Source organism: Cognatilysobacter terrigena, assembly GCF_004361065.1.
Classification (GTDB): domain Bacteria; phylum Pseudomonadota; class Gammaproteobacteria; order Xanthomonadales; family Xanthomonadaceae; genus Cognatilysobacter; species Cognatilysobacter terrigena.
The window spans coordinates 1-18759 of sequence record NZ_SELT01000022.1 but is presented as its reverse complement, the minus strand read 5'-3'; the positions used below and the strand labels follow the sequence as shown (position 1 = coordinate 18759).

At 68.6% G+C, this 18759-nt stretch carries 18 protein-coding genes; 11 read left to right on the top strand and 7 right to left on the bottom strand.

The genetic code is table 11. The features are described from left to right. Position 1: 1 nt before the first annotated feature. The 5 genes from EVS83_RS12250 to EVS83_RS12235 all read right to left on the bottom strand — a co-directional run bounded on the left by EVS83_RS12250 (position 2) and on the right by EVS83_RS12235 (position 3410). Positions 2 to 1507, bottom strand: coding sequence for an alpha/beta hydrolase (locus EVS83_RS12250; RefSeq protein WP_133501322.1), 1506 nt, complete (start codon positions 1505 to 1507; stop codon positions 2 to 4). 40 nt (positions 1508 to 1547) lie between these two features. Then, positions 1548 to 1712: a hypothetical protein gene (locus tag EVS83_RS15695; protein WP_162823861.1), complete on the bottom strand. Its 165-nt coding sequence runs from the start codon at positions 1710 to 1712 to the stop codon at positions 1548 to 1550. Next, entirely contained in the window at positions 1709 to 1909 is a 201-nt protein-coding gene (locus EVS83_RS12245) for a helix-turn-helix transcriptional regulator (RefSeq protein WP_133501321.1), read from the bottom strand. Before EVS83_RS12245 ends, EVS83_RS15695 begins: the two co-directional genes overlap by 4 nt. Before the next feature lies 1 nt (position 1910). Continuing rightward, positions 1911 to 2489 (bottom strand): hypothetical protein, encoded by a 579-nt coding sequence (locus tag EVS83_RS12240; protein WP_133501320.1) that lies wholly within the window; start codon positions 2487 to 2489, stop codon positions 1911 to 1913. 153 nt (positions 2490 to 2642) lie between these two features. Beyond that, positions 2643 to 3410 (bottom strand): ferredoxin--NADP reductase, encoded by a 768-nt coding sequence (locus EVS83_RS12235; RefSeq protein WP_281275115.1) that lies wholly within the window; start codon positions 3408 to 3410, stop codon positions 2643 to 2645. A 113-nt stretch (positions 3411 to 3523) separates the two neighbouring features. Here EVS83_RS12235 and EVS83_RS12230 point away from each other — a divergent pair, with 113 nt between their 5' ends. From EVS83_RS12230 to EVS83_RS12190, 9 genes are all read left to right on the top strand, one after another. Continuing rightward, a complete protein-coding gene (locus tag EVS83_RS12230; RefSeq protein WP_133501319.1) occupies positions 3524 to 4474 on the top strand; it encodes an ABC transporter ATP-binding protein in 951 nt (316 codons plus the stop codon). Between the two features lie 32 nt (positions 4475 to 4506). Next, on the top strand, positions 4507 to 5307 hold the full coding sequence (locus tag EVS83_RS12225) for an ABC transporter permease (protein WP_133501317.1): 801 nt from the start codon (positions 4507 to 4509) through the stop codon (positions 5305 to 5307). Between the two features lie 79 nt (positions 5308 to 5386). After that, entirely contained in the window at positions 5387 to 6070 is a 684-nt protein-coding gene (locus EVS83_RS12220; RefSeq protein WP_115647694.1) for a YIP1 family protein, read from the top strand. A gap of 7 nt (positions 6071 to 6077) precedes the next feature. Further along, a complete protein-coding gene (locus tag EVS83_RS12215; protein ID WP_133501316.1) occupies positions 6078 to 7337 on the top strand; it encodes an efflux RND transporter periplasmic adaptor subunit in 1260 nt (419 codons plus the stop codon). Then, positions 7334 to 8032, top strand: a complete 699-nt coding sequence (locus EVS83_RS12210) for an ABC transporter ATP-binding protein (RefSeq protein ID WP_208108741.1) — start codon at positions 7334 to 7336, stop codon at positions 8030 to 8032. Before EVS83_RS12215 ends, EVS83_RS12210 begins: the two co-directional genes overlap by 4 nt. Then, positions 8032 to 9252, top strand: a complete 1221-nt coding sequence (locus EVS83_RS12205; protein WP_133501315.1) for an ABC transporter permease — start codon at positions 8032 to 8034, stop codon at positions 9250 to 9252. Before EVS83_RS12210 ends, EVS83_RS12205 begins: the two co-directional genes overlap by 1 nt. A 64-nt stretch (positions 9253 to 9316) precedes the next feature. Next, positions 9317 to 9679 (top strand): hypothetical protein, encoded by a 363-nt coding sequence (locus EVS83_RS12200; RefSeq protein ID WP_133501314.1) that lies wholly within the window; start codon positions 9317 to 9319, stop codon positions 9677 to 9679. Between the two features lie 209 nt (positions 9680 to 9888). Further along, entirely contained in the window at positions 9889 to 11052 is a 1164-nt protein-coding gene (locus EVS83_RS12195) for an efflux RND transporter periplasmic adaptor subunit (protein ID WP_133501313.1), read from the top strand. Continuing rightward, a complete protein-coding gene (locus EVS83_RS12190; protein WP_246022928.1) occupies positions 11049 to 14129 on the top strand; it encodes an efflux RND transporter permease subunit in 3081 nt (1026 codons plus the stop codon). Before EVS83_RS12195 ends, EVS83_RS12190 begins: the two co-directional genes overlap by 4 nt. A gap of 9 nt (positions 14130 to 14138) precedes the next feature. On the opposite strand, the gene EVS83_RS12185 is transcribed toward EVS83_RS12190, so the two are convergent. Next, on the bottom strand, positions 14139 to 14930 hold the full coding sequence (locus EVS83_RS12185) for a TatD family hydrolase (protein WP_133501312.1): 792 nt from the start codon (positions 14928 to 14930) through the stop codon (positions 14139 to 14141). A 109-nt stretch (positions 14931 to 15039) separates the two neighbouring features. Between EVS83_RS12185 and hrpB the strand changes: the two genes are divergently transcribed. Together hrpB and EVS83_RS12175 are read left to right on the top strand one after the other, a co-directional pair. Next, positions 15040 to 17550 (top strand): ATP-dependent helicase HrpB, encoded by a 2511-nt coding sequence (gene hrpB, locus EVS83_RS12180; protein WP_133501311.1) that lies wholly within the window; start codon positions 15040 to 15042, stop codon positions 17548 to 17550. A gap of 330 nt (positions 17551 to 17880) precedes the next feature. Next, on the top strand, positions 17881 to 18294 hold the full coding sequence (locus EVS83_RS12175) for a hypothetical protein (protein WP_208108728.1): 414 nt from the start codon (positions 17881 to 17883) through the stop codon (positions 18292 to 18294). A gap of 110 nt (positions 18295 to 18404) precedes the next feature. On the opposite strand, the gene EVS83_RS12170 is transcribed toward EVS83_RS12175, so the two are convergent. Beyond that, positions 18405 to 18759, bottom strand: a 355-nt coding sequence (locus EVS83_RS12170) for a sensor histidine kinase (RefSeq protein ID WP_133501310.1), incomplete at its 5' end; no start/stop codon positions are given.

Below are 18759 nucleotides of genomic sequence, written 5' to 3'. Positions count from 1 at the left end.
CTTACGGCTCCCATCCGTTGAAGCTGGTGAACGGCGGCACGGGCGCGACCGTCTTGGTGCACGTCGTGTCGAGCGCTTTCGCGTTGGCGGTTTCGATGAACTTGCCGATGAGCTTGGGCATGCAGCCCGTGCCCATCACGTTGTGGCCCTGGCCCTTCAGCACGACCGCCTTCGAGTTCGGCAGCGCCTTCGCAACACGGTCCGCGTAGTACGGCGGCGTCACCGGATCGAGTTCGCCCGACATCAGCAGCACCGGCACGTTGCCGGTCAGCGGCTTGTTGAAGTCGGCCGGACGCGTGCCGTGCGGCCACGTGCGGCAGGCGGCGAAGAACGTGCGCGCCATGTCGGTGCCGAGCGCGGTGGTGGCATCGCGCGGATCTTCGACGTAGCGATCCGCATCTTCCGCGCAGATCACCGACCACTGCATGCCGCGGTTCATGCTACCCGCCATCGATTCGCCGCCGAGCGAGGCGAGCGCGGTGAGCGGGCCGTAGCGTTCGTGCACCGCTTCGTCGACGACCACCGGCAACAGCGCCGCGGCCTGCGGCACGTACGAGAACAGCTGCGTCAGGCCGACGACGGTCTGCGCGGTGAGCTTGTCGTGCTTCGCCTCGCCAGTCGCGGGGTCGCGGTATTCGACGTCGACCGGCGCGTTGGCCAGACGCTGCTTGAGCGTCGCCAGCTGCGCGCGCAGGTCCTGCGGATAACGCGCCTTGCAGGCCTTGTCGGTCTCGCAGGCCTTGGCGCGCAGTTCCAGCGAGCGTTCGAACGTGCGTGCGAATTCGCCGCCTGCGACGACGTCGTTCGGCAGCACGCCGTCGAGCACCACCGCACGCGTCTGCTGCGGGTGGCGCATCGCGTACTGCTGCGCCACGCGCGTGCCGTACGAGACGCCGACGAGATCGATCGTCTGCGCGCCGAGCGCCTTGCGCACGGTGTCGAGATCCTCCACCGCGACCGTCGTGGTGAAGAAACGCGGATCGTTCTTCAGCGCAGCGGCGCACTTGGCCGAGTAGTCGGCGATCGCGCCGTCGTCCTCGCGATCCTTGTATTCGTCGCGCAATTCCTTCGGGCAATCCAGCGGCGCCGACTGGCCGGTGCCGCGCTGGTCGACGAGGAAGACGTTGCGCGTCTTCAGCACCTCGTGCAGCGCGCCCTGCACCTGCGCGGCGTATTCGCTCGCCGCCTGGCCGGGGCCGCCGGCGAGGAAGAACACCGGGTCCGCCGCGACGTCCGCGTTGTCGTTCGGACGCAGCCAGGCGATGCGCAGGTCGATCTTGCGACCGTTCGGCTGCGCGGGGTTTTCCGGCACGGCGAGCCTGCCGCACATGCCGTCGACGGTTTGCGCCGCGAGTGCGCTCGACAACGCGCAGGGTTCGAACGCGACGCGGCCGACGGTGCGCTTGGCCGACTCGGCGTCGCTGTGGGCGACGGGCCCGTGCGCGGCGCCGCTGCAGCCGGCGAGCGCGAGCGTCAGTGCGCTCGCGAGTATTCGGGTGCGGGACATGGATTCCTTCCGGTAAGACAGAGGGGAACGACGAGATGGATCAGAGCGGCGCCGGGCAACGACGCTGCGCGCCGCCGAACGCCGCGATGTAAAGCGCGGGGAACAGCGTGGTCGCGAACATCGGGCGGTCGCCGACGATCGCGATCACCGCGCAACCGATGGCGACGACGAAAAGCGCAAGGACACGCGGATGCTGCGGGTTCATGCCAGGTCTCCGGGAATGAAGATGGATTCGATCGGTTCGCCGAACAGGCGCGCGATTCGGAACGCGAGCGGCAGGCTGGGGTCGTACTTGCCGGTCTCGATCGCGTTGATGGTCTGGCGCGACACCGCGAGTCGATCGGCGAGTTCGCCCTGCGACCAGCCCTGCGTTTCCCGCAGTTCGCGCACGCGGCTTTCCATGTCAGGCGTACCGCCGCGAAATGACGACTTTCGCGACGCCGTAGACGAGGCAGATGAGCGGGAATACCCAGATCATCGCGACCGCCGACGGCACGTCGATCACCTTCGCGGCCTGCAGCAGCCCCGCGGTGAAATAGCCGAGCGACACGAGCGCCGTCGCGAAGCTCACCGCTTCGACTTCGATGCGTCGCTGCAGTTCGTCGGTGTCGCGGATGTAGCGGACCACCGCGCGCATCGCGAGGGCGATGAACGGCACCGGCGCGAGCGCGACTAGCGCACGCAGCGCGGGATCGGTCACCGACTTCAGCAGCCAGACCGAGCCCATGATGGTCGCGACGTAGCCGACCATGGGCGGCACGAACTCGCGCATGTAGCGGCGGCGCAGCGCGGGCGTGCTGGCGTCGCAGGCGTCCGGCATCTGCGAGCGCAGCACGCCGCCGAAGACCAGCGCGACGCCGACGCCGTAGAGCATCCCGCGGACGAAGTCCGGCACGTGCGGCGCGAAGAAGCCGATCGCCACGGCGGACGCCAGGACGGCGGCACCGGCAGCGATGAAGAGGCGGGGCGAAAAACGGGTCATGACGGCCTGTCAAACAAACTTGACAGGCACGTTAGGACCGGCGGTAGCGGGCTGTCAAGCGTGCTTTACACGGCGGCCGACGGACGGCAAAGCGACGGCACAACGGTTCAGCGGGCCCGGCGCGGACGTGGAACGCGCTTGGACCGTGCGGCGCTACTTCGAACTGACGTACTTCTCGCGGCGAATCTGCGGCACCGGCAGGCCATGGCCCTTCAGCGCTTCGAAGCACGCGTCGACCATGTTCGGATTGCCGCACAGATACGCGATGTCGCCGTCCGCATTCGGCGCGAACTCGTCGAGGAACTGCTGCACGTAACCGTGGCGCACGTCCGCGTGCGCCTGGGGCGAATCGGGTGCGGGCAGTTCGCGCGAGAAGCACGGCACGAAACGGAAGTTGGACGGATGCTTCGCCGCGAACGCGCGGAACTCGTCGCCGTACAGCAGTTCGACCGGCGTGCGCGCGCCGAACAGCAGCACGACTTCGATGCCGCGGCTCGCGATCTGCTTCTCGAGCTCCGGCAGCATCGCGCGATACGGCGTCACGCCGGTGCCGGTCGCGATGAGCAGGTAGCGACGGTTCGCGTCCTGCGGCATCAGGCAGAAACGCCCGAACGGGCCGCTCGCGTTCACCTTGCCGCCGATTTCCAGGCTCTCGAACAGTGCCGTCGCCGCGCCGCCCGGCACGTAGCTCACCGCGATCTCCACCGCCTCGCCGGGACCGATCGCGTGATCGTGGATCGTCGCGAGCGAATAACTACGCTTGGTCGCCGTGCCGTCCGCGTACTCGAAATGCACCTGGATGAACTGGCCGGGGATGAAATCCAGCGGCTGCCCGTCGGCACGCACGAAGGCGTAGTGACCGACGCTGGGCGCGAGCATGCGGCGCGAGACGAGCTGAAGCGGGAACTGGACGATGGCCAAGGCGGTGGAATCCTCACGTCGGTGTGCATCGACGCGGCCGCTGGAACGCTGCAGCGCGCAGGCGGTGCACACGGGCTGCCTATACTACCGGCATCGCCGTTCGATCCCCTGACATGGCCGCAACCGTTTCGACCGTCGCGCTGTCCGTGCGCGACCTGCGCAAGACCTACGACAACCGCGTCGAAGCGCTGAAGGGCGTCTCGCTGGAGGTGCAGCCGGGCGACTTCTTCGCACTGCTCGGCCCGAACGGCGCCGGCAAGTCCACGCTGATCGGCATCGTCAGCTCGCTGGCGAACCTGACCTCCGGCGCCGTGGACGTCTTCGGCATCGACCTCACGCGCGATCGCGCGGCGGCGATGCGGCAGATCGGCCTGGTGCCGCAGGAAATCAACTTCAACATGTTCGAGAAGCCGATCGACATCCTCGTGAACTACGCCGGCTTCTACGGCGTGCCGCGCGAGGAAGCGCTCAAGCGTGCCGAGATCGAACTGCGCCGCTCGCAGCTGTGGGAAAAGGCGAACGTCATGAGCCGCACGCTGTCGGGCGGCATGAAGCGTCGCCTCATGATCGCGCGCGCCATGATGACGCAGCCCCGGCTGCTGATCCTCGACGAACCCACCGCCGGCGTCGACATCGAGATCCGCCGCGGCATGTGGAAGACGCTGCGCGAGATCAACGCGCAGGGCACCACCATCATCCTCACCACGCACTACCTCGAGGAAGCCGAGAGCCTGTGCCGCAACGTCGCCATCATCGACCGCGGCCTGATCGTCGCGCAGGGCTCGATGAAGGCGCTGCTGTCCAAGCTCGACGTCGAAGGCTTCGTGCTCGACATCGACGGCGTGCTGCCGGGTGCGCTGCCGCAGGTGGAGAACACCACGATGGTCGCCACCGACGACCACACGCTCGACGTCGAGATGCCGCGCGCGATGGATCTCAATCGCGTGTTCGCTGCGCTGGACGCCAACGGCATCCGCGTGCGCTCGATGCGCACCAAGTCCAACCGCCTCGAAGAACTGTTCGTGCGCCTGACCGGCGAGAACGCCGGCACCGCCGCGGTCTGATCGTCGAACGCCACGCTTTTACGGAACCACCGATGTCCACCTCGCCCGCCACCGTCCAGACGCCGCCTTCGGGCCACCTCATCGCGCTCGGCACGATCGTGCGCCGCGAGGTGCATCGCATCCTGCGCATCTGGGGCCAGACGCTGGTGCCGCCGGCGATCACGATGACGCTGTACTTCCTGATCTTCGGCGGCCTGATCGGCTCGCGCGTCGGTCAGATGGACGGCATCCGCTACATGGACTTCATCGTGCCGGGCCTGGTGATGATGTCGATCATCCAGAACAGCTACGGCAACATCTCGTCGAGTTTCTTCGGCGCGAAGTTCGGCCGGCACGTCGAGGAGCTGCTGGTCAGCCCGATGCCGAACTGGGTGATCCTCACCGGTTATGTCGCCGGCGCCGTCCTGCGCGGCCTGATGGTCGGCGCCATCGTGCTGATCATCGCGATGTTCTTCACCCACGTGCGCGTGCCGCATCCGTTCGTGACGTTCACCACCGTGCTGCTTGGCGCGACCATCTTCGCGCTCGCCGGTTTCGTGAATGCGGTGTACGCCAAGAAGTTCGACGACATCGCGATCGTGCCGACCTTCATCCTCACGCCGCTCACGTATCTCGGCGGCGTGTTCTATTCGGTGAAGCTGCTGCCGACGTGGGCGGAAGCGGCGACGCACCTGAATCCGATCTTCTACATGGTCAACGCGTTCCGTTACGGCCTGCTCGACCGCAGCGACGTGCCGCTCGCCGTCGCCTACGGGCTGATGCTCGCGTTCGTCGTGGCGCTCGCATCGCTCGGCCTGTGGCTGCTCAAGCGCGGCGTCGGCCTGCGCAGCTGAGGATGTGACCTCCGGCCCATTGCGACGGGGGTCGCAGGGGTCCACAGTCCGCGCCACCAACGCCCGGGGAGGGACAGGGATGGCCAAGCTCGTCGATATTTTCCTGCAGCCGTCGAAGGTGTTCGCCGAAGAGCGCGAGCGCCCGACGTTCCTGGTGCCGTGGCTGGTGCTCGCGGCGCTCGCCGTGGCGCTGAGCCTCGCCTACTTCATGCGCGTGGATGCCGCGTGGTACGCGGACCACATGTTCGACGCCAAGCGCGCGAGCATGACCGCGAAGGAGATGGCGCAGGCGAAAGCCATGATGCCGGGCACGCGCGTGATGGCGATCTTCGGTGCCGTGCTGGGCCCGGTCGCGGTCGCGTTGATCTTCGCCCTGATCGGCCTCTACTACTGGCTGGCCTCGAAGATCACCGGCGCCGGCCTCGGCTTCAAGCACGGCGTGAGCCTCACCGCGTGGTCGGCAATGCCGGGTGCGCTGGGCTCGGTGGTCGGACTCGTCGGTGCGCTCACGATGACCGGACAGGCCACGATGGAATCGCTGATGCTGACCCACGTCGATCCGTTGCTGATCGACACGACCGGTTCGCATTGGCAGAAGCTCGCCCAGAGCCTCGATCTGCTGTCGCTGTGGTCGCTGTTCCTCGCCGCGCTCGGCTGGCGCACGTTCACCCGCGCGTCCTGGGGCAAGTCGATCCTGATCGCGGTGCTTCCTTATGTCGTTCTCTACGGCGTGATGGCGGCAGTCGCGGTGGCCTTCGGCTGAGGCAGTAATGAAACCGAATACCAAGAAGGCACTGGCCGGCGGGCTGGTGGTGGCGGTCCTCGTGCTGCCGTTCGCGCTGCGCGGCCTGCGTGGCGAACACGGCACGCCGGTGCAGGTGCAACCGGCGACGGTGCACGCGGTGCGTCCGACCATCCTCGCCTCCGGCACGCTCGCCTACGGCACCGAGGTGAACCTCACCTCCGAAGTCGTCGCCAAGGTCGATCGAATCCTCGTCGCGGAAGGCGACACGGTGGAGAAGGGCCAACTGCTGCTGACGCTGGATCCGAAGCTCTACCGCAACGCGATCGATCGCGAATCCGCGGGCCGTCGCCAGGGCACGATCGACATCTCGCGTCAGCGCGCCACGCTGCAGTTGCGCACCGCGCAGTACGCGCGTGCGCAGAAGCTCGCGGCGCAGCAGTTGATCGATCGCAACTCGCTGGAAGAAAGTCGACTCGCGCTCGAGCAGGCGCGCGCCGAGCTCGCGACGAGCACGCAGAGCCTGCAGCGCCAACAGGCGGTGCTCGGCGACGCGTACGAGCAGCTGTCGAAGACCGAGATCCGCGCGCCGATCTCCGGCCGCATCGTCGATCTGCCGATCAAGGTCGGCGAGACCGCGATCCCGTCGACGAACGCACTCGCCGGCGCGAAGCTGATGAAGATCGCCGACGTCTCCGCGCTCACCGCGGAGCTCAAGGTCGACGAAGCCGACATCGGCCAGGTGTCGGTGGGCCAGGCGGTCGACGTGTATCCCGCCGCGTATCCCGACACCGCGCTGCACGGCCGCGTCGACAAGATCGCACTCGCGCCGACGGTCGAAGGCCAGGCGCGCGCGTACAAGGTCACCGTCGCGCTCACCCTGCCGGGCTCGCTCAACCCCCGTTCGGGCATGAGCGCGCGTGCCGACATCTACCTCGGCGACGGGCGCCCGCAGCTCGCAGTGCCGGTCGAAGCGGTGATGGACGACAGCGACGAACTCGCCGCCGCCGCAGCGGAAGACGACGCCAATGCGACCAAGCACGAGGAGGCCAAGGCGACCGTCGCCAAGACCTACGTGTGGATCGAACGCGACGGCCGCGCACGCAAGCAGGCGGTGAAGACTGGCGTCGCCGACGACCGCTGGCAGGTGATCGCCTCGGGCCTGAAGTCGGGCGACAAGGTCATCGTCGGCCCGGCCAAGACGCTGCGCACGCTGCACGATGGCGATCGCGTGAGCGAAAAGAGCGCGAAGGAACTCGAGGACGCGAAGGACGGCGAAGCCAAGTGATCGAGCTCGCCGGCATCGTCAAGCGCTACACGATGGGCGACGAGACGGTGCACGCCCTGCGCGGCGTCGATCTGTCCATCGGTCGCAACGAATACGTCGCGCTCACCGGGCCGTCCGGCTCGGGCAAGTCCACGCTCATGAACCTGCTGGGCTGCCTGGATTCGCCGAGCGAAGGCCGCTACGTGCTCAACGGTCGCGACGTGGCCGGCATGGCCGACGACGAACTCGCGCACGTGCGCAATCGCGAAATCGGCTTCGTGTTCCAGAGTTTCCATCTGCTGCCGCGCCAGAGCGTGCTGCAGAACGTGATGCAGCCGCTGGTGTATCGCGGCATGCCGCGTGCCGAACGCGTGCGACGCGCGACCGAAGCGCTGACCAAGGTCGGCCTCGGCAATCGCCTCGATCATCGCCCGAACCAGCTCTCCGGCGGCCAGCGCCAGCGCGTAGCGGTCGCGCGCGCGCTCGTCGGCGAACCGTCGCTGCTGCTCGCCGACGAACCCACCGGCAACCTCGACTCGCAGACCTCCGCCGAGATCATGGCGCTGTTCGATGCGCTGCACGCGCAGGGGCAGACCGTCGTCGTCGTCACGCACGAGCCCGACATCGCCGCGCACTGCCATCGCGTGCTGCGCGTGCTCGACGGCCGTATCGTCGAGGACACCGTCAACCCGCCCCGCGCCACGGCGGTGCACTGATGCAGGCCTACCTCGAGGCATTCCGCGCCGCGCTGTCGAGCCTGTCGGCGCATCGCATGCGCAGCTTCCTGACGACGCTCGGCATCCTCATCGGCACGGCGAGCGTCATTGCCGTCGTGTCGCTGGTGCAGGGCTTTTCCGCGTCGATCAGCAACCAGTTCGCCGACCTCGGCGGCAACACGCTGAGCGTCGAGGCGCAGAACGACAACGACAACTTCCGCACCGGCAAGATCAACACGCTCACCGCCGAGGACGTCGATGCCCTGCGCTATCGCGTCACCGGCATCGACGACGTGGCGCCGACGCTGGTAGTGCCGGGTGGACAGGCCGGTTATCGCGGCCGCAGTAGCCAGCCGCAGATCATCGGCACCACCGCCGCGTTCCAGCAGGTGCGATCGCGCTTTCCGTCGGTGGGCCGCTTCCTCGTCGCCGTGGACGATGCCGGGCGGCGCCATGTCGCGGTGATCGGCACCAAGGTGCGCGAAGAGCTGCACCTGCCGGCGAATCCGGTCGGCGAATACATCAAGCTCGGCGGCGACTGGTTCAAGGTCGTCGGCATGATGGAACCGAAGGGCGAAGTGTTCGGTTTCAGCCAGGACAACTACGTCGTCATCCCGTTCGAAGTCGCGCGTGCGATGAACGGCAACACGGTCGAACCGATGATCGGCGTGTCGTTCACCGTGCGGCGCATCGAGGACGTCGATTCGGTGCGCGAGCGCGCACGGCGTGCGCTGCGCGCGAGCCGTGGCCTCAAGCCGGGCCAGGACGACGACTTCAAGATCGAAGCGGCGAATTCGATCAAGGACCAGCTGTCGAAGATCACCGCGACCGCCACCGCGGTGCTCGGCGGCATCGTCGGCATTTCGTTGCTGGTCGGCGGCATCGGCATCATGAACATCATGCTGGTGTCGGTGACCGAGCGGACGCGCGAGATCGGCATCCTGAAAGCACTGGGCGCGACGCGACGCGACATCCTCGTGCAGTTCCTGCTCGAAGCCGCCCTGCTCGCGCTGCTCGGCGGCGTCATCGGCATCGTGCTCGGCTACGCCGCGGGCGCGGGCATCGCGATGATGATTCCGAATTTCCCGCCGGCCAGTGTGCCGCTGTGGGTGGTGCTGGTCGCTGCGGGTTTTTCGGCGCTGGTCGGCGTGGTGTTCGGCCTGATGCCGGCGTCGAAGGCCGCCGGGCTCGATCCGATCGAGGCGCTGCGCTACGAGTGACGCGTGACGGGGCGGTTCAAAAACGCCCCGCTACACTGCCGCGCCCGCCTGCAGGATGCGCACGATGATCCGCACTCTTCTCGCCCTTTCGCTCGCTGCCGCGTCGACCGTCGCGACGGCCGCGAATCCGCCGTCCATGACCGCGTCCGACGTGATCGGCGCCAGCGCGGCCGGCGCGGTCGCCGCCGCCAACTGCGCGGGCGGCAGCGCGGACACGCATCGCCGCAACGCGCATGACGGCGCCAAGCAGATGCTGCAGGCGCGCCACATGCTGCCCAAGGACTTCGACGCCCGCTTCGCCCGCGCCTACGACGCCGAGGCCAAGCACATGAAGGCCAAGTCCGCCGCCGAGCGCCGCGCGGTGTGTGCGCGACTCGAAGCGCAGGGCGTGCACTTCAACGCGGCGCCGCCGAAGAAGAAGCACTGATCTCGCGCACCGCGCAGTCGACCTCGACGCCCGCCGCTGACCCGGCGGGCGTCGTCTTTTCGGACAAGGCGATCTGGGCGCGTAAAGCACCCGAAACGAGCACGCATCGACACCGCCATCACCTTCCGCAACGTCGCCCGATGCCGGCGCGACGTCCTGCACATACCGCCCCGTATCCTTGGCGGCCTCGACCGCCCCGCTCCCTTCGAATGCGCCCCACGACGCTCCGCTGTTGCGCCCTGCTCGTCGCCGCCGTCGCCCTCGCGGCCTGCGGCAAGAAGGACGACGCCAAACCCGCCGAAGCCTCGCCGGCGATGGCCGTCACCACCGTGCCGGCTCGCCTGCAGGAGATTCCGCGCGAGATCCGCGTGTCCGGCCCCGTCGCCGCGCGCGAGGAGATGCAGCTCGGCGTCGAACTGAGCGGGTTGCGCGTCACCGGCCTCTATGTCGACGTCGGCGATTTCGTGCGACGTGGGCAGGTGCTGCTCGATCTCGACGCGCGTTCGCTGCAGAGCGAACTCGAACAGGCGCAGGCGAGCTATCGCGAGGCGCAGGCCGCGGCGTCGCTCGCACAGGCGAACCTGCGTCGCGCCGAGCCGCTGGTCGCGCAGAAGTACATCTCCGCGGGCCAGGTCGACGAACTGCGCGCGGCGCGCGACCAGGCGAACGCGCGCGTCGCCACCGTGCGTGCGCAGCTCGACGCCGCGAGGCTGCGTCGCAGTTACGCGGAACTGCGCGCGCCGGACGACGGCATCGTCAGCAAGCGCGCGGTGCAGCCGGGACAAATTGTCGCCGCCGGCACGGAACTCATCGGCCTGATTCGCGATGGACGCCTCGAGTGGCGCGCCGATCTTGCCGACGCCGAACTTGCCGCGGTCAACGTCGGGGATGCGGTGATGGTGCGTGCGCCGGACGGGCATGACGTCGAAGGCGAAGTGCGCGCGGTGCCGCCGGGTGTCGATCCGTCGACGCGCACCGGTACGGTGTATGCCGATCTGCCGGAACCGGACGGCCTGCGCACCGGCGCGTACCTGCCGGGCCGCATCCTCGTCGGCAATGCGAAGGCGCTGGTGGTGCCGGCGACGGCGATCGTGCAGCGCGACGGCAATCCGTATGTGTTCACCGTCGATCCGAAGGGCATCGCGCATCGCATGCGCGTGCGCACCGGCACCACCGCGAACGGCGTCGTCGAAATCCTCGACGGGCTCGCGAGCGGCGCACAGGTCGTCGACCAGGGTGCCGGCTTCCTCGGCGACGGCGACACGGTGCGCATCGTCCCGGCGGCGGCGTCGACAGCGCCTGCTGCGACGACGACACCCGTCCCGTCGACGACGCCCGCACGCGCCGCGTCGGAGTCGGACGCCGCGCCATGATCAACGTCTCCGCCTGGGCGATCCGCCGGCCGCTGCCGGCGTTGATGATCTTCTTCGTGCTGTGCGTCGCCGGCCTCTGGGGCTTCTGGAAGCTGCCGGTCGCACGCTTTCCGGACATCTCGTTCCCGATGGTGGTGGTCACCATCAGCGAGCCGGGTGCGTCGCCGAGCCAGCTCGAAACCGAAGTCACGCGCAAGGTCGAAGACCAGGTCGCGACACTCGACGGCGTCAAGCGCGTCACGTCCACCGTCACCGAAGGCGTGAGCACGACGGCGATCGAGTTCAAGCTCGAAACCGACCTCGCCGGCGCACTCGACGACACGCGCGCGGCAGTGAGCCGCATCCGCGCCGACCTGCCGCAGGACATCCAGGAACCGCTGGTCACCAAGGTCACGATCGGCGGCGCGTTGATGACGTACGCGGTGCAGTCCGACCGCATGGGCACCGACGAGCTGTCGTGGTTCGTCGATCGCGACGTCACGCGCACGCTGTTCGGCGTGCCGGGCGTCGCGCAGGTCGCGCGCCAGGGCGGCGTCGATCGCATGGTGCGCATCGACCTCGATCCCGATGCGCTGCAGGCCTACGGCACCACCGCCGGTGCCGTGAACGCGCAGCTCGCGCGTTCGCAGGTGGAACGGCCGAGCGGCAAGGCGGAGGTCGGCGCGGGCCAGCAGGTGCTGCGCACGATCGCGACCGTGCAGGACGCGAAGGACCTCGAGAACTTCGCGATCACCCTGCCCGACGGCCGCGCCGTGCGCCTCGGCACGCTCGCGCGCATCAGCGATTCGACCGCGGACCCGACGCAGGTCGCGTTGCTCGATGGCCGGCCGGTCGTCGCGTTCTCGGTATCGCGCACGCGCGGGTCGAGCGAACTCGAAGTCGCCGACGGCGTGAAAGCGGCGCTCGATGCGCTCGCGAAGAAGAACCCCGGCATGCGCTTCCAGCAGGTGACGTCGACCGTCGGCGAAACCGAGCGTTCGTATCACTCGTCGATGGAGATGCTGTTCGAAGGCGCGCTGCTCGCGCTCGCCGTCGTCTGGCTGTTCCTGCGCGACTTCCGCGCGACGTGGATTTCCGCGATCGCGCTTCCGCTGTCGATCATCCCGACCTTCGCGGTGATGTACTGGCTCGGTTTCTCGCTCAACATGATCACGCTGCTTGCGCTGAGCGTGGTCGTGGGCATCCTGGTCGACGACGCGATCGTCGAGATCGAGAACATCGTGCGCCACCTGCGCATGGGCAAGACGCCGCTCGAGGCGGCGCGCGAAGCGGCTGACGAGATCGGCATCGCGGTGATCGCGACCTCGATGACGCTCGCCGCGGTATTCATCCCGGTCGCGTTCATGCCCGGCATCGCCGGCAAGTTCTTCCGCGAGTTCGGCTGGACCGCCGCGACCGCCGTGCTGTTCTCGCTGCTGGTCGCGCGGCTGCTGACGCCGATGATCGCCGCGTACCAGCTGAAGTCGCATGGCGAGGAGGAAAAGGAAGGTCCGCTGATGCGGCGCTACCTGCACCTCGTCGACGCCGCGCTGCGCCATCGCTGGATCACGCTCGCGATCTCGACGGTGTTCTTCATCGCCTCGCTCGCGCTGGTGCCGCTGATCCCGACCACGTTCATTCCGTTCACCGACATCGGTCGCAGCAACCTGCAGCTCGAACTGCCGCCGGGCACTCGACTGGAGGACACGACGCGCATCGCCGAGCAGGCGCGCGCGAAGCTGCATGCGATCCCGGAGCTCAAGCAGGTCTACACCACCGTCGGCAGCGTGCTCGACGTCGGCGATCCGAACAAGACCGGCGTCGGCGAGCCGCGCAAGGCGACGCTCGTGCTCGACTGGGGCCAGCCGAAGACGCGCGACCGCGACCAGAAGCAGCTCGAACGCGAGGTGCGCACGCAGCTGGCCGACCTGCCCGGCGTGCGGCTGTCGTATATCTCGAACGAGCCCGGCGAGAACCTGATGCTCGTGCTCGCCGGGGACGACGCGCAGCGCCTGCAGGACGCGTCGGTCACGCTCGAACGCGAGCTTCACACGATCAAGGGGCTTGGCAGCATCAGCTCGTCGGCGTCGCTGCTGCGCCCGGAAATCGAGATCCGTCCCGATCCGCAACGCGCGGCCGATCTCGGCGTATCGACCGCCGACATCGCCGAAGCCGCGCGCATCGCGACCAGCGGCGATTACACGCAGCGTCTCGCGAAGCTCAACCTCCCCGAGCGCCAGATCCCGATCCGCGTCGGCTTCTCCGAACAGACGTTGCGCGATCCCGCGTTGATCGGCCAGCTGCGCGTGCCGGGCAAGAACGGGCCGGTGCCGCTCGCCGCGGTCGCCGACATCGAACCCGGCAGTGGGCCGTCGGTGATCTCGCGCTACCAGCGCCAGCGCAACGTCACCTTCACCGCCGAACTCAACGGGCGTCCGCTCGGCGACGTCATGAAGGAAGTGAACCAGCTGCCGACGGTGAAGAATCCGCCCGCCGGCCTGAGCTTCATCAACACCGGCGACGCCGAAGTCTTCGTCGAACTGTTCACGGGCTTCGTCGTTGCGATGATCGCCGGCATCGCCTGCATCTACATGGTGCTGTTGCTGCTGTTCAACCACGCGCTTCAACCGCTGACCATCCTCACCGCGGTGCCGCTGTGCGCGGGCGGCGCGTTCGGCGCGCTGCTGCTCACGAACAACCTGCTCTCGCTGCCGGCGTTGATCGGCCTGCTGATGCTGATCGGCATCGCGACCAAGAACTCGATCCTGCTCGTCGACTACGCCGTCATCGCCGAGGACGAACAGGGCATGACGCAGCACGACGCGCTGGTCGACGCCTGCCGCAAGCGCGCGCGCCCGGTGCTGATGACGACGATTGCAATGGGCGCGGGCATGCTGCCGATCGCGCTCGGGCTGTCGGGGGATTCGAGCTTCCGTCGACCGATGGCGGTGGCGGTGATCGGCGGCCTGATCACGTCGACGCTGCTTTCGCTGGTCGTGATTCCCGCCGCATACACCGTCGTCGACGACCTCGGTGGCTGGATGCGGCGCAAGCTGCGGCGTGGCAAGCCCGCGCACGCCGTGGTGGAAAACGGCTGACGCTCGTCGTCAGGCCGGCAGGCGGAAGAACTTGCGCGCCACTTCGGTGGTCTTCGCGGCGACCGTTTCGACGGTCTCGCCGCGGTCGCGCGCAAGCTCCTCGACGATGTGCGCGAGGAACGCGGGCTCGTTGCGGCGATCCTTCGGCGTCGGCCTGAGCGTGCGTGGCAGCAGGTAGGGCGCGTCGGTCTCGATCATCAGGCGGTTCGCGGGGATGTGCGGCACGATCTCGCGCAGGTGCTGGCCGCGGCGTTCGTCGCAGAGCCAGCCGGTGATGCCGATGTGCCAGTCGCGATCGAGGTAGGCGAACGCTTCCTCGCGCGTGCCGGTGAAGCAATGCACCACCGCCGGCCCGATGCGGCCCTCGAAGTTCTTCATGATCGCGACGAAGTCGTCGTGCGCGTCGCGCTGGTGCAGGAACAGCGGCTTGCCGGTGTCGACCGCCGTCTGCAGCTGCATCTCGAAGGCGCGACGCTGCGCCGGGCGCGGCGAAAAATCGCGGAAGTAGTCGAGCCCGCATTCCCCGACGGCGACGACTTCGTCGTGCGCGAGCAGCGCGCGCATCTCCGCGTCGCATTCGACGGTGTATTCGACGGCATGGTGCGGATGTACGCCGGCGGTCGCGAACAGCACGCCCGGATGCGCCTGCGCGAGTTCCAGCGCCTTCGGCGAATGCTCGCGGCGGGCGCCCGTCACCACCATCTGCACGACGCCCGCATGGCGCGCGCGTTCGAGCACGGCGTCGCGGTCGCGATCGAACGAGTCGTGGGTGAGGTTGGCGCCGATGTCGATGAGCTGCACGTCGGGGGCTCGCGGAAACGGCTGCATAGGATAGCGAGGAGCACGCCGTGCTCGTCGCGATGACGCGCGCAGGCCGAGGTCGTGCGCGCCGACGCTCTATCCTTGTCGCGTGAATCGCCTCGCCTTTCCCATCGATCCCCTGCTGCCGCGCATCCGCGAGTCGCTCGCCGTGCATCCGCGCCTCGTACTGGAAGCGCCGCCCGGCGCCGGCAAGACCACGCAGGTGCCGCCGGCGCTGCTCGATGCGCCGTGGCTCGAGGGGCGGAAGATCCTGATGCTCGAGCCGCGTCGCGTGGCCGCGCGTGCAGCCGCGATGTTCATGGCGAAGAGTCGAGGCGAGGAGGTCGGCGACACCGTCGGCTATCGGATCCGCTTCGAGAATCGCGTGTCTAAGGCGACGCGGATCGAGGTGGTCACCGAAGGGATCCTCACACGCATGATCCAGGACGACCCGATGCTCGATGGCATCGGCGCGATCCTGTTTGACGAATTCCACGAGCGCCACATGGCCGCCGACCTCGGCCTCGCGCTCGCGCTCGACGTGCAGGCGCAGCTGCGCGAGGACCTGCGCATCGTCGTGATGTCGGCGACGCTCGACGGCGAGCGCCTCGCGACGTTCCTCGACGCGCCGCGGCTGTCCAGCGAAGGCCGCAGCTATCCCGTCGAGATCGCGCATTTTCCGGCGCGTCGTGACGAGAAGAGCGAGCATCAGGTGCGTCGTGCGATCGACCACGCGCTTGCGACGCATCCGGGCGACCTGCTCGTGTTCCTGCCCGGCCAGCGCGAGATCGCGCGCATGCAGCAGCTCGTCGAGTACGTCGACGCCGAGGTGCTCGCCTTGCACGGCGAACTGCCCGTCGAACAGCAGTCGCGCGTGCTGCAACCGTCGACCGATGGGCGACGTCGCGTGGTGCTCGCGACCAACGTCGCCGAATCGAGTGTCACCCTGCCCGGCGTTCGCGTCGTCATCGACACCGGCCTCGCGCGCGAGCCGCGCTTCGATCCGAACAGCGGCTTCTCGCGACTCGACGTCGTCCCGATCGCGCAGGCCTCGGCCGACCAGCGTGCGGGCCGCGCGGGGCGCGTCGCCGACGGTTGGGCGTATCGGCTGTGGCCGCAGTCGCAACGGCTCGAACCGCAGCGTCGACCGGAGATCGCGCAGGTTGATCTGTCGGCACTCGCGCTCGAACTCGCGCTTTGGGGCGGCGACGACCTCCGCTTCCCCGATGCACCACCGACGGGCGCATTCAATGCGGCGCGCGATCTGCTGCGTCGCCTCGGCGCGCTCGACGGCACCACCGTCACGACGCTCGGCAAGCGCATGCTCGCGCTGGGCACGCATCCGCGCCTCGCGGCGATGCTGCTCGCGTCGACCGATGGGCGCGAACAGGCGATCGCCTGCGACCTCGCCGCGTTGATCGAAGCGCGCGATCCGCTGCGGCCCGTACCGGGTCGCCCGCGCAGCGACGCGCTCGCCGATCGCTGGCAAGCCTTGGCGGCCTTCCGCAACGGCCGCGTGCCGGCCGACGCCTCGCGCAGCGGACTCGCGCAGATCGACCAGGCCTCGAAGCAGTGGCGACGCCGCCTGCGTCTCGATGCCGCACCCCCGTCGCACGTCGCGCCGCATCTGTTCGGCGACGTGCTGCTGCATGCGTTTCCCGATCGCATCGCGCGCCAGCATCCGACCGACGCACTCCGTTACCAGCTCGCGACCGGCCGCACCGTGCGCCTCTTCGACGACTCGCTGCTGCGCGGCGAGCCGTGGCTCGTCGTCAACGAGCTGCGCGACGAAGCGCGGGATGCGCGCATCCTGCAGGCTGCGCCGCTCGACGAGGCGCGTCTGGAACGTGAATTCCCGCAGCGCTTCGTCAGCGAGGATCGCGTGGTCTGGGATGCGAACGCCCGCGCGATCGCCGCGGTGCGCGAGCGTCGCTTCGATCGCATCGTGCTGGAATCCAAGCCGCTGCCGAAGCCGGATCCGTCGCGCTATGCCGATGCGCTGGTCGATGCGGTGCGTCAGCTCGGCCTCGATGCGTTGCCGTGGACCGACTCCCTCCGGCAATGGCGCGACCGCGTGCGCGGCCTGCGTGCGTGGGTGCCCGAACTCGCCGATGCGCTGCCCGATCTGTCCGACGACGCGCTGCTCGCGACGCTCGACACCTGGCTCAAGCCCGCACTCACCGGCAAGACGCGACTCGACGCGTTGAGTGAACAGGATCTCGGCGAAGCGCTGAAGTCCGGCGTCGACTGGTCGACGCGCCAACGCATCGATGCGCTCGCGCCGGTGCGCATCGCCGTGCCGTCGGGCATGGAACGTGCGATCAGCTACGCGACGGATGCCGACGGTACGCCGCAGTCGCCGGTGCTCGCAGTCAAGCTGCAGGAACTCTTCGGCCTCGCCGACACGCCGCGCATCGCCGACGGCCGCATCCCGCTGACGCTGCACCTGCTCTCGCCCGCCGGCCGACCGCTGCAGGTGACGCAGGACCTGCGCGGCTTCTGGGAACGCACGTACCCGGAAGTGAAGAAGGAGATGAAAGGCCGGTACCCCAAGCACCCGTGGCCCGACGATCCATGGACCGCGACGGCGACGCATCGCGCGAAGCCGCGGGGAACATAGGCTTTCGTTCGAGCCCGTGTATTGCACGGCAATCGACCTTTCGCCGGCGGGACGCGGGACGCCTGACTCCGTGCTGCGATCGCATCGCAAGCGGATGACACCGCGACGCATTACGCAAAGGCCGAAGCGATTCACCTGCGTACTCCGCGACGTCCCGTCCGACGTTAGCGGCACCCAGCACGCGTCGGTTCTCCCAAGGACATTGCCGCAGTCCCCGACCGCGAACCGCGCCCGCGAGCCAGCGGCTGTTCAGCGATGACGCTCCGCTCTCACGCCGCTTCGACGATTTCGCGCCAACACTGGCGCTCGATCCCCCGCAGGACTTCCGCCATGAGCACGCTGGACCGTCTCCCCGAACGCATGTTGGATCTCGCCAGCCAGGCCGGTGACCGCATCGGCAGCCTCGCCCCGCGCGCGAGCGAGTGGCTCGACGCGGGCGCCAAGCTGGGCGCGCTGAAGGGCGCGTCGAAGGTCGGCCTCAAGGTCGTTCGTCGCAACCCGGTGGTGTTCGGCGCGGCGCTGGCCGGCGCCGGCCTGCTCTGGTACGCCGCGCGTCGTCGCGCCAAGCGTGCCGAGAACGGCAACGACGGCGCGATCGAAGGCCGCTCGCGCCGCATCGAGGCGCGCAACGCCGACGAGGACAACACGACGCAGGGCCGCACGCGCACGCAGCGCCGCACCGGCACCCGCCGCGCGTCGACCAGCCGTGCGCGCAGCACGCGCGAGTCGCGCACCGAGCACTGAGTTCCAGAGGAGGTCGGCCCGGGCCGACCCGTCGATGCCGCCGGCCTCCGGCGGCATCTTCGTTTGTGCGGTGATGGGTTCGGCGCTCGACGCAGCGCGTCGAAGTGCGCTCAGGCGCTCTGCGGCAGCTCGATGACGAAGCGCGCGCCGCCGTTCTTGCGGTCTTCGTACCAGAGCTGGCCGCCGGCCTTCTGGATGATCTGCTTCGCCAGCGACAGGCCGAGACCGGATGAAATGCCGTCGTCGCCTTCGTGCAGGCGCACGAACGGCTTGAACAGTTCGCGCTGCTTCGCGGCCGGAATGCCCGGGCCGCGATCCTCGACCACCAGCTGCCAGTAACCGGGCGCGCCTGGACGGCCCGCGATGGTGAGTTCGCTTTCCGGCGCGTACTTCATCGCGTTGGTGACGAGGTTCTCGCTCACCTGGCGCAGCACGCGCTCGTCGATGCGCACGCACACGTCGTTC

What these genes read in the sequence shown, in the direction of transcription:
- EVS83_RS12250 (WP_133501322.1), bottom strand. Translation starts at nt 1,507, where the DNA reads ATGTCCCGCACCCGAATACTCGCGAGCGCACTGACGCTCGCGCTCGCC.
- EVS83_RS15695 (WP_162823861.1), bottom strand. Translation starts at nt 1,712, where the DNA reads ATGAACCCGCAGCATCCGCGTGTCCTTGCGCTTTTCGTCGTCGCCATC.
- EVS83_RS12245 (WP_133501321.1), bottom strand. Translation starts at nt 1,909, where the DNA reads ATGGAAAGCCGCGTGCGCGAACTGCGGGAAACGCAGGGCTGGTCGCAG.
- EVS83_RS12240 (WP_133501320.1), bottom strand. Translation starts at nt 2,489, where the DNA reads ATGACCCGTTTTTCGCCCCGCCTCTTCATCGCTGCCGGTGCCGCCGTC.
- EVS83_RS12230 (WP_133501319.1), top strand. Translation starts at nt 3,524, where the DNA reads ATGGCCGCAACCGTTTCGACCGTCGCGCTGTCCGTGCGCGACCTGCGC.
- EVS83_RS12225 (WP_133501317.1), top strand. Translation starts at nt 4,507, where the DNA reads ATGTCCACCTCGCCCGCCACCGTCCAGACGCCGCCTTCGGGCCACCTC.
- EVS83_RS12220 (WP_115647694.1), top strand. Translation starts at nt 5,387, where the DNA reads ATGGCCAAGCTCGTCGATATTTTCCTGCAGCCGTCGAAGGTGTTCGCC.
- EVS83_RS12215 (WP_133501316.1), top strand. Translation starts at nt 6,078, where the DNA reads ATGAAACCGAATACCAAGAAGGCACTGGCCGGCGGGCTGGTGGTGGCG.
- EVS83_RS12205 (WP_133501315.1), top strand. Translation starts at nt 8,032, where the DNA reads ATGCAGGCCTACCTCGAGGCATTCCGCGCCGCGCTGTCGAGCCTGTCG.
- EVS83_RS12200 (WP_133501314.1), top strand. Translation starts at nt 9,317, where the DNA reads ATGATCCGCACTCTTCTCGCCCTTTCGCTCGCTGCCGCGTCGACCGTC.
- EVS83_RS12195 (WP_133501313.1), top strand. Translation starts at nt 9,889, where the DNA reads ATGCGCCCCACGACGCTCCGCTGTTGCGCCCTGCTCGTCGCCGCCGTC.
- EVS83_RS12190 (WP_246022928.1), top strand. Translation starts at nt 11,049, where the DNA reads ATGATCAACGTCTCCGCCTGGGCGATCCGCCGGCCGCTGCCGGCGTTG.
- EVS83_RS12175 (WP_208108728.1), top strand. Translation starts at nt 17,881, where the DNA reads ATGAGCACGCTGGACCGTCTCCCCGAACGCATGTTGGATCTCGCCAGC.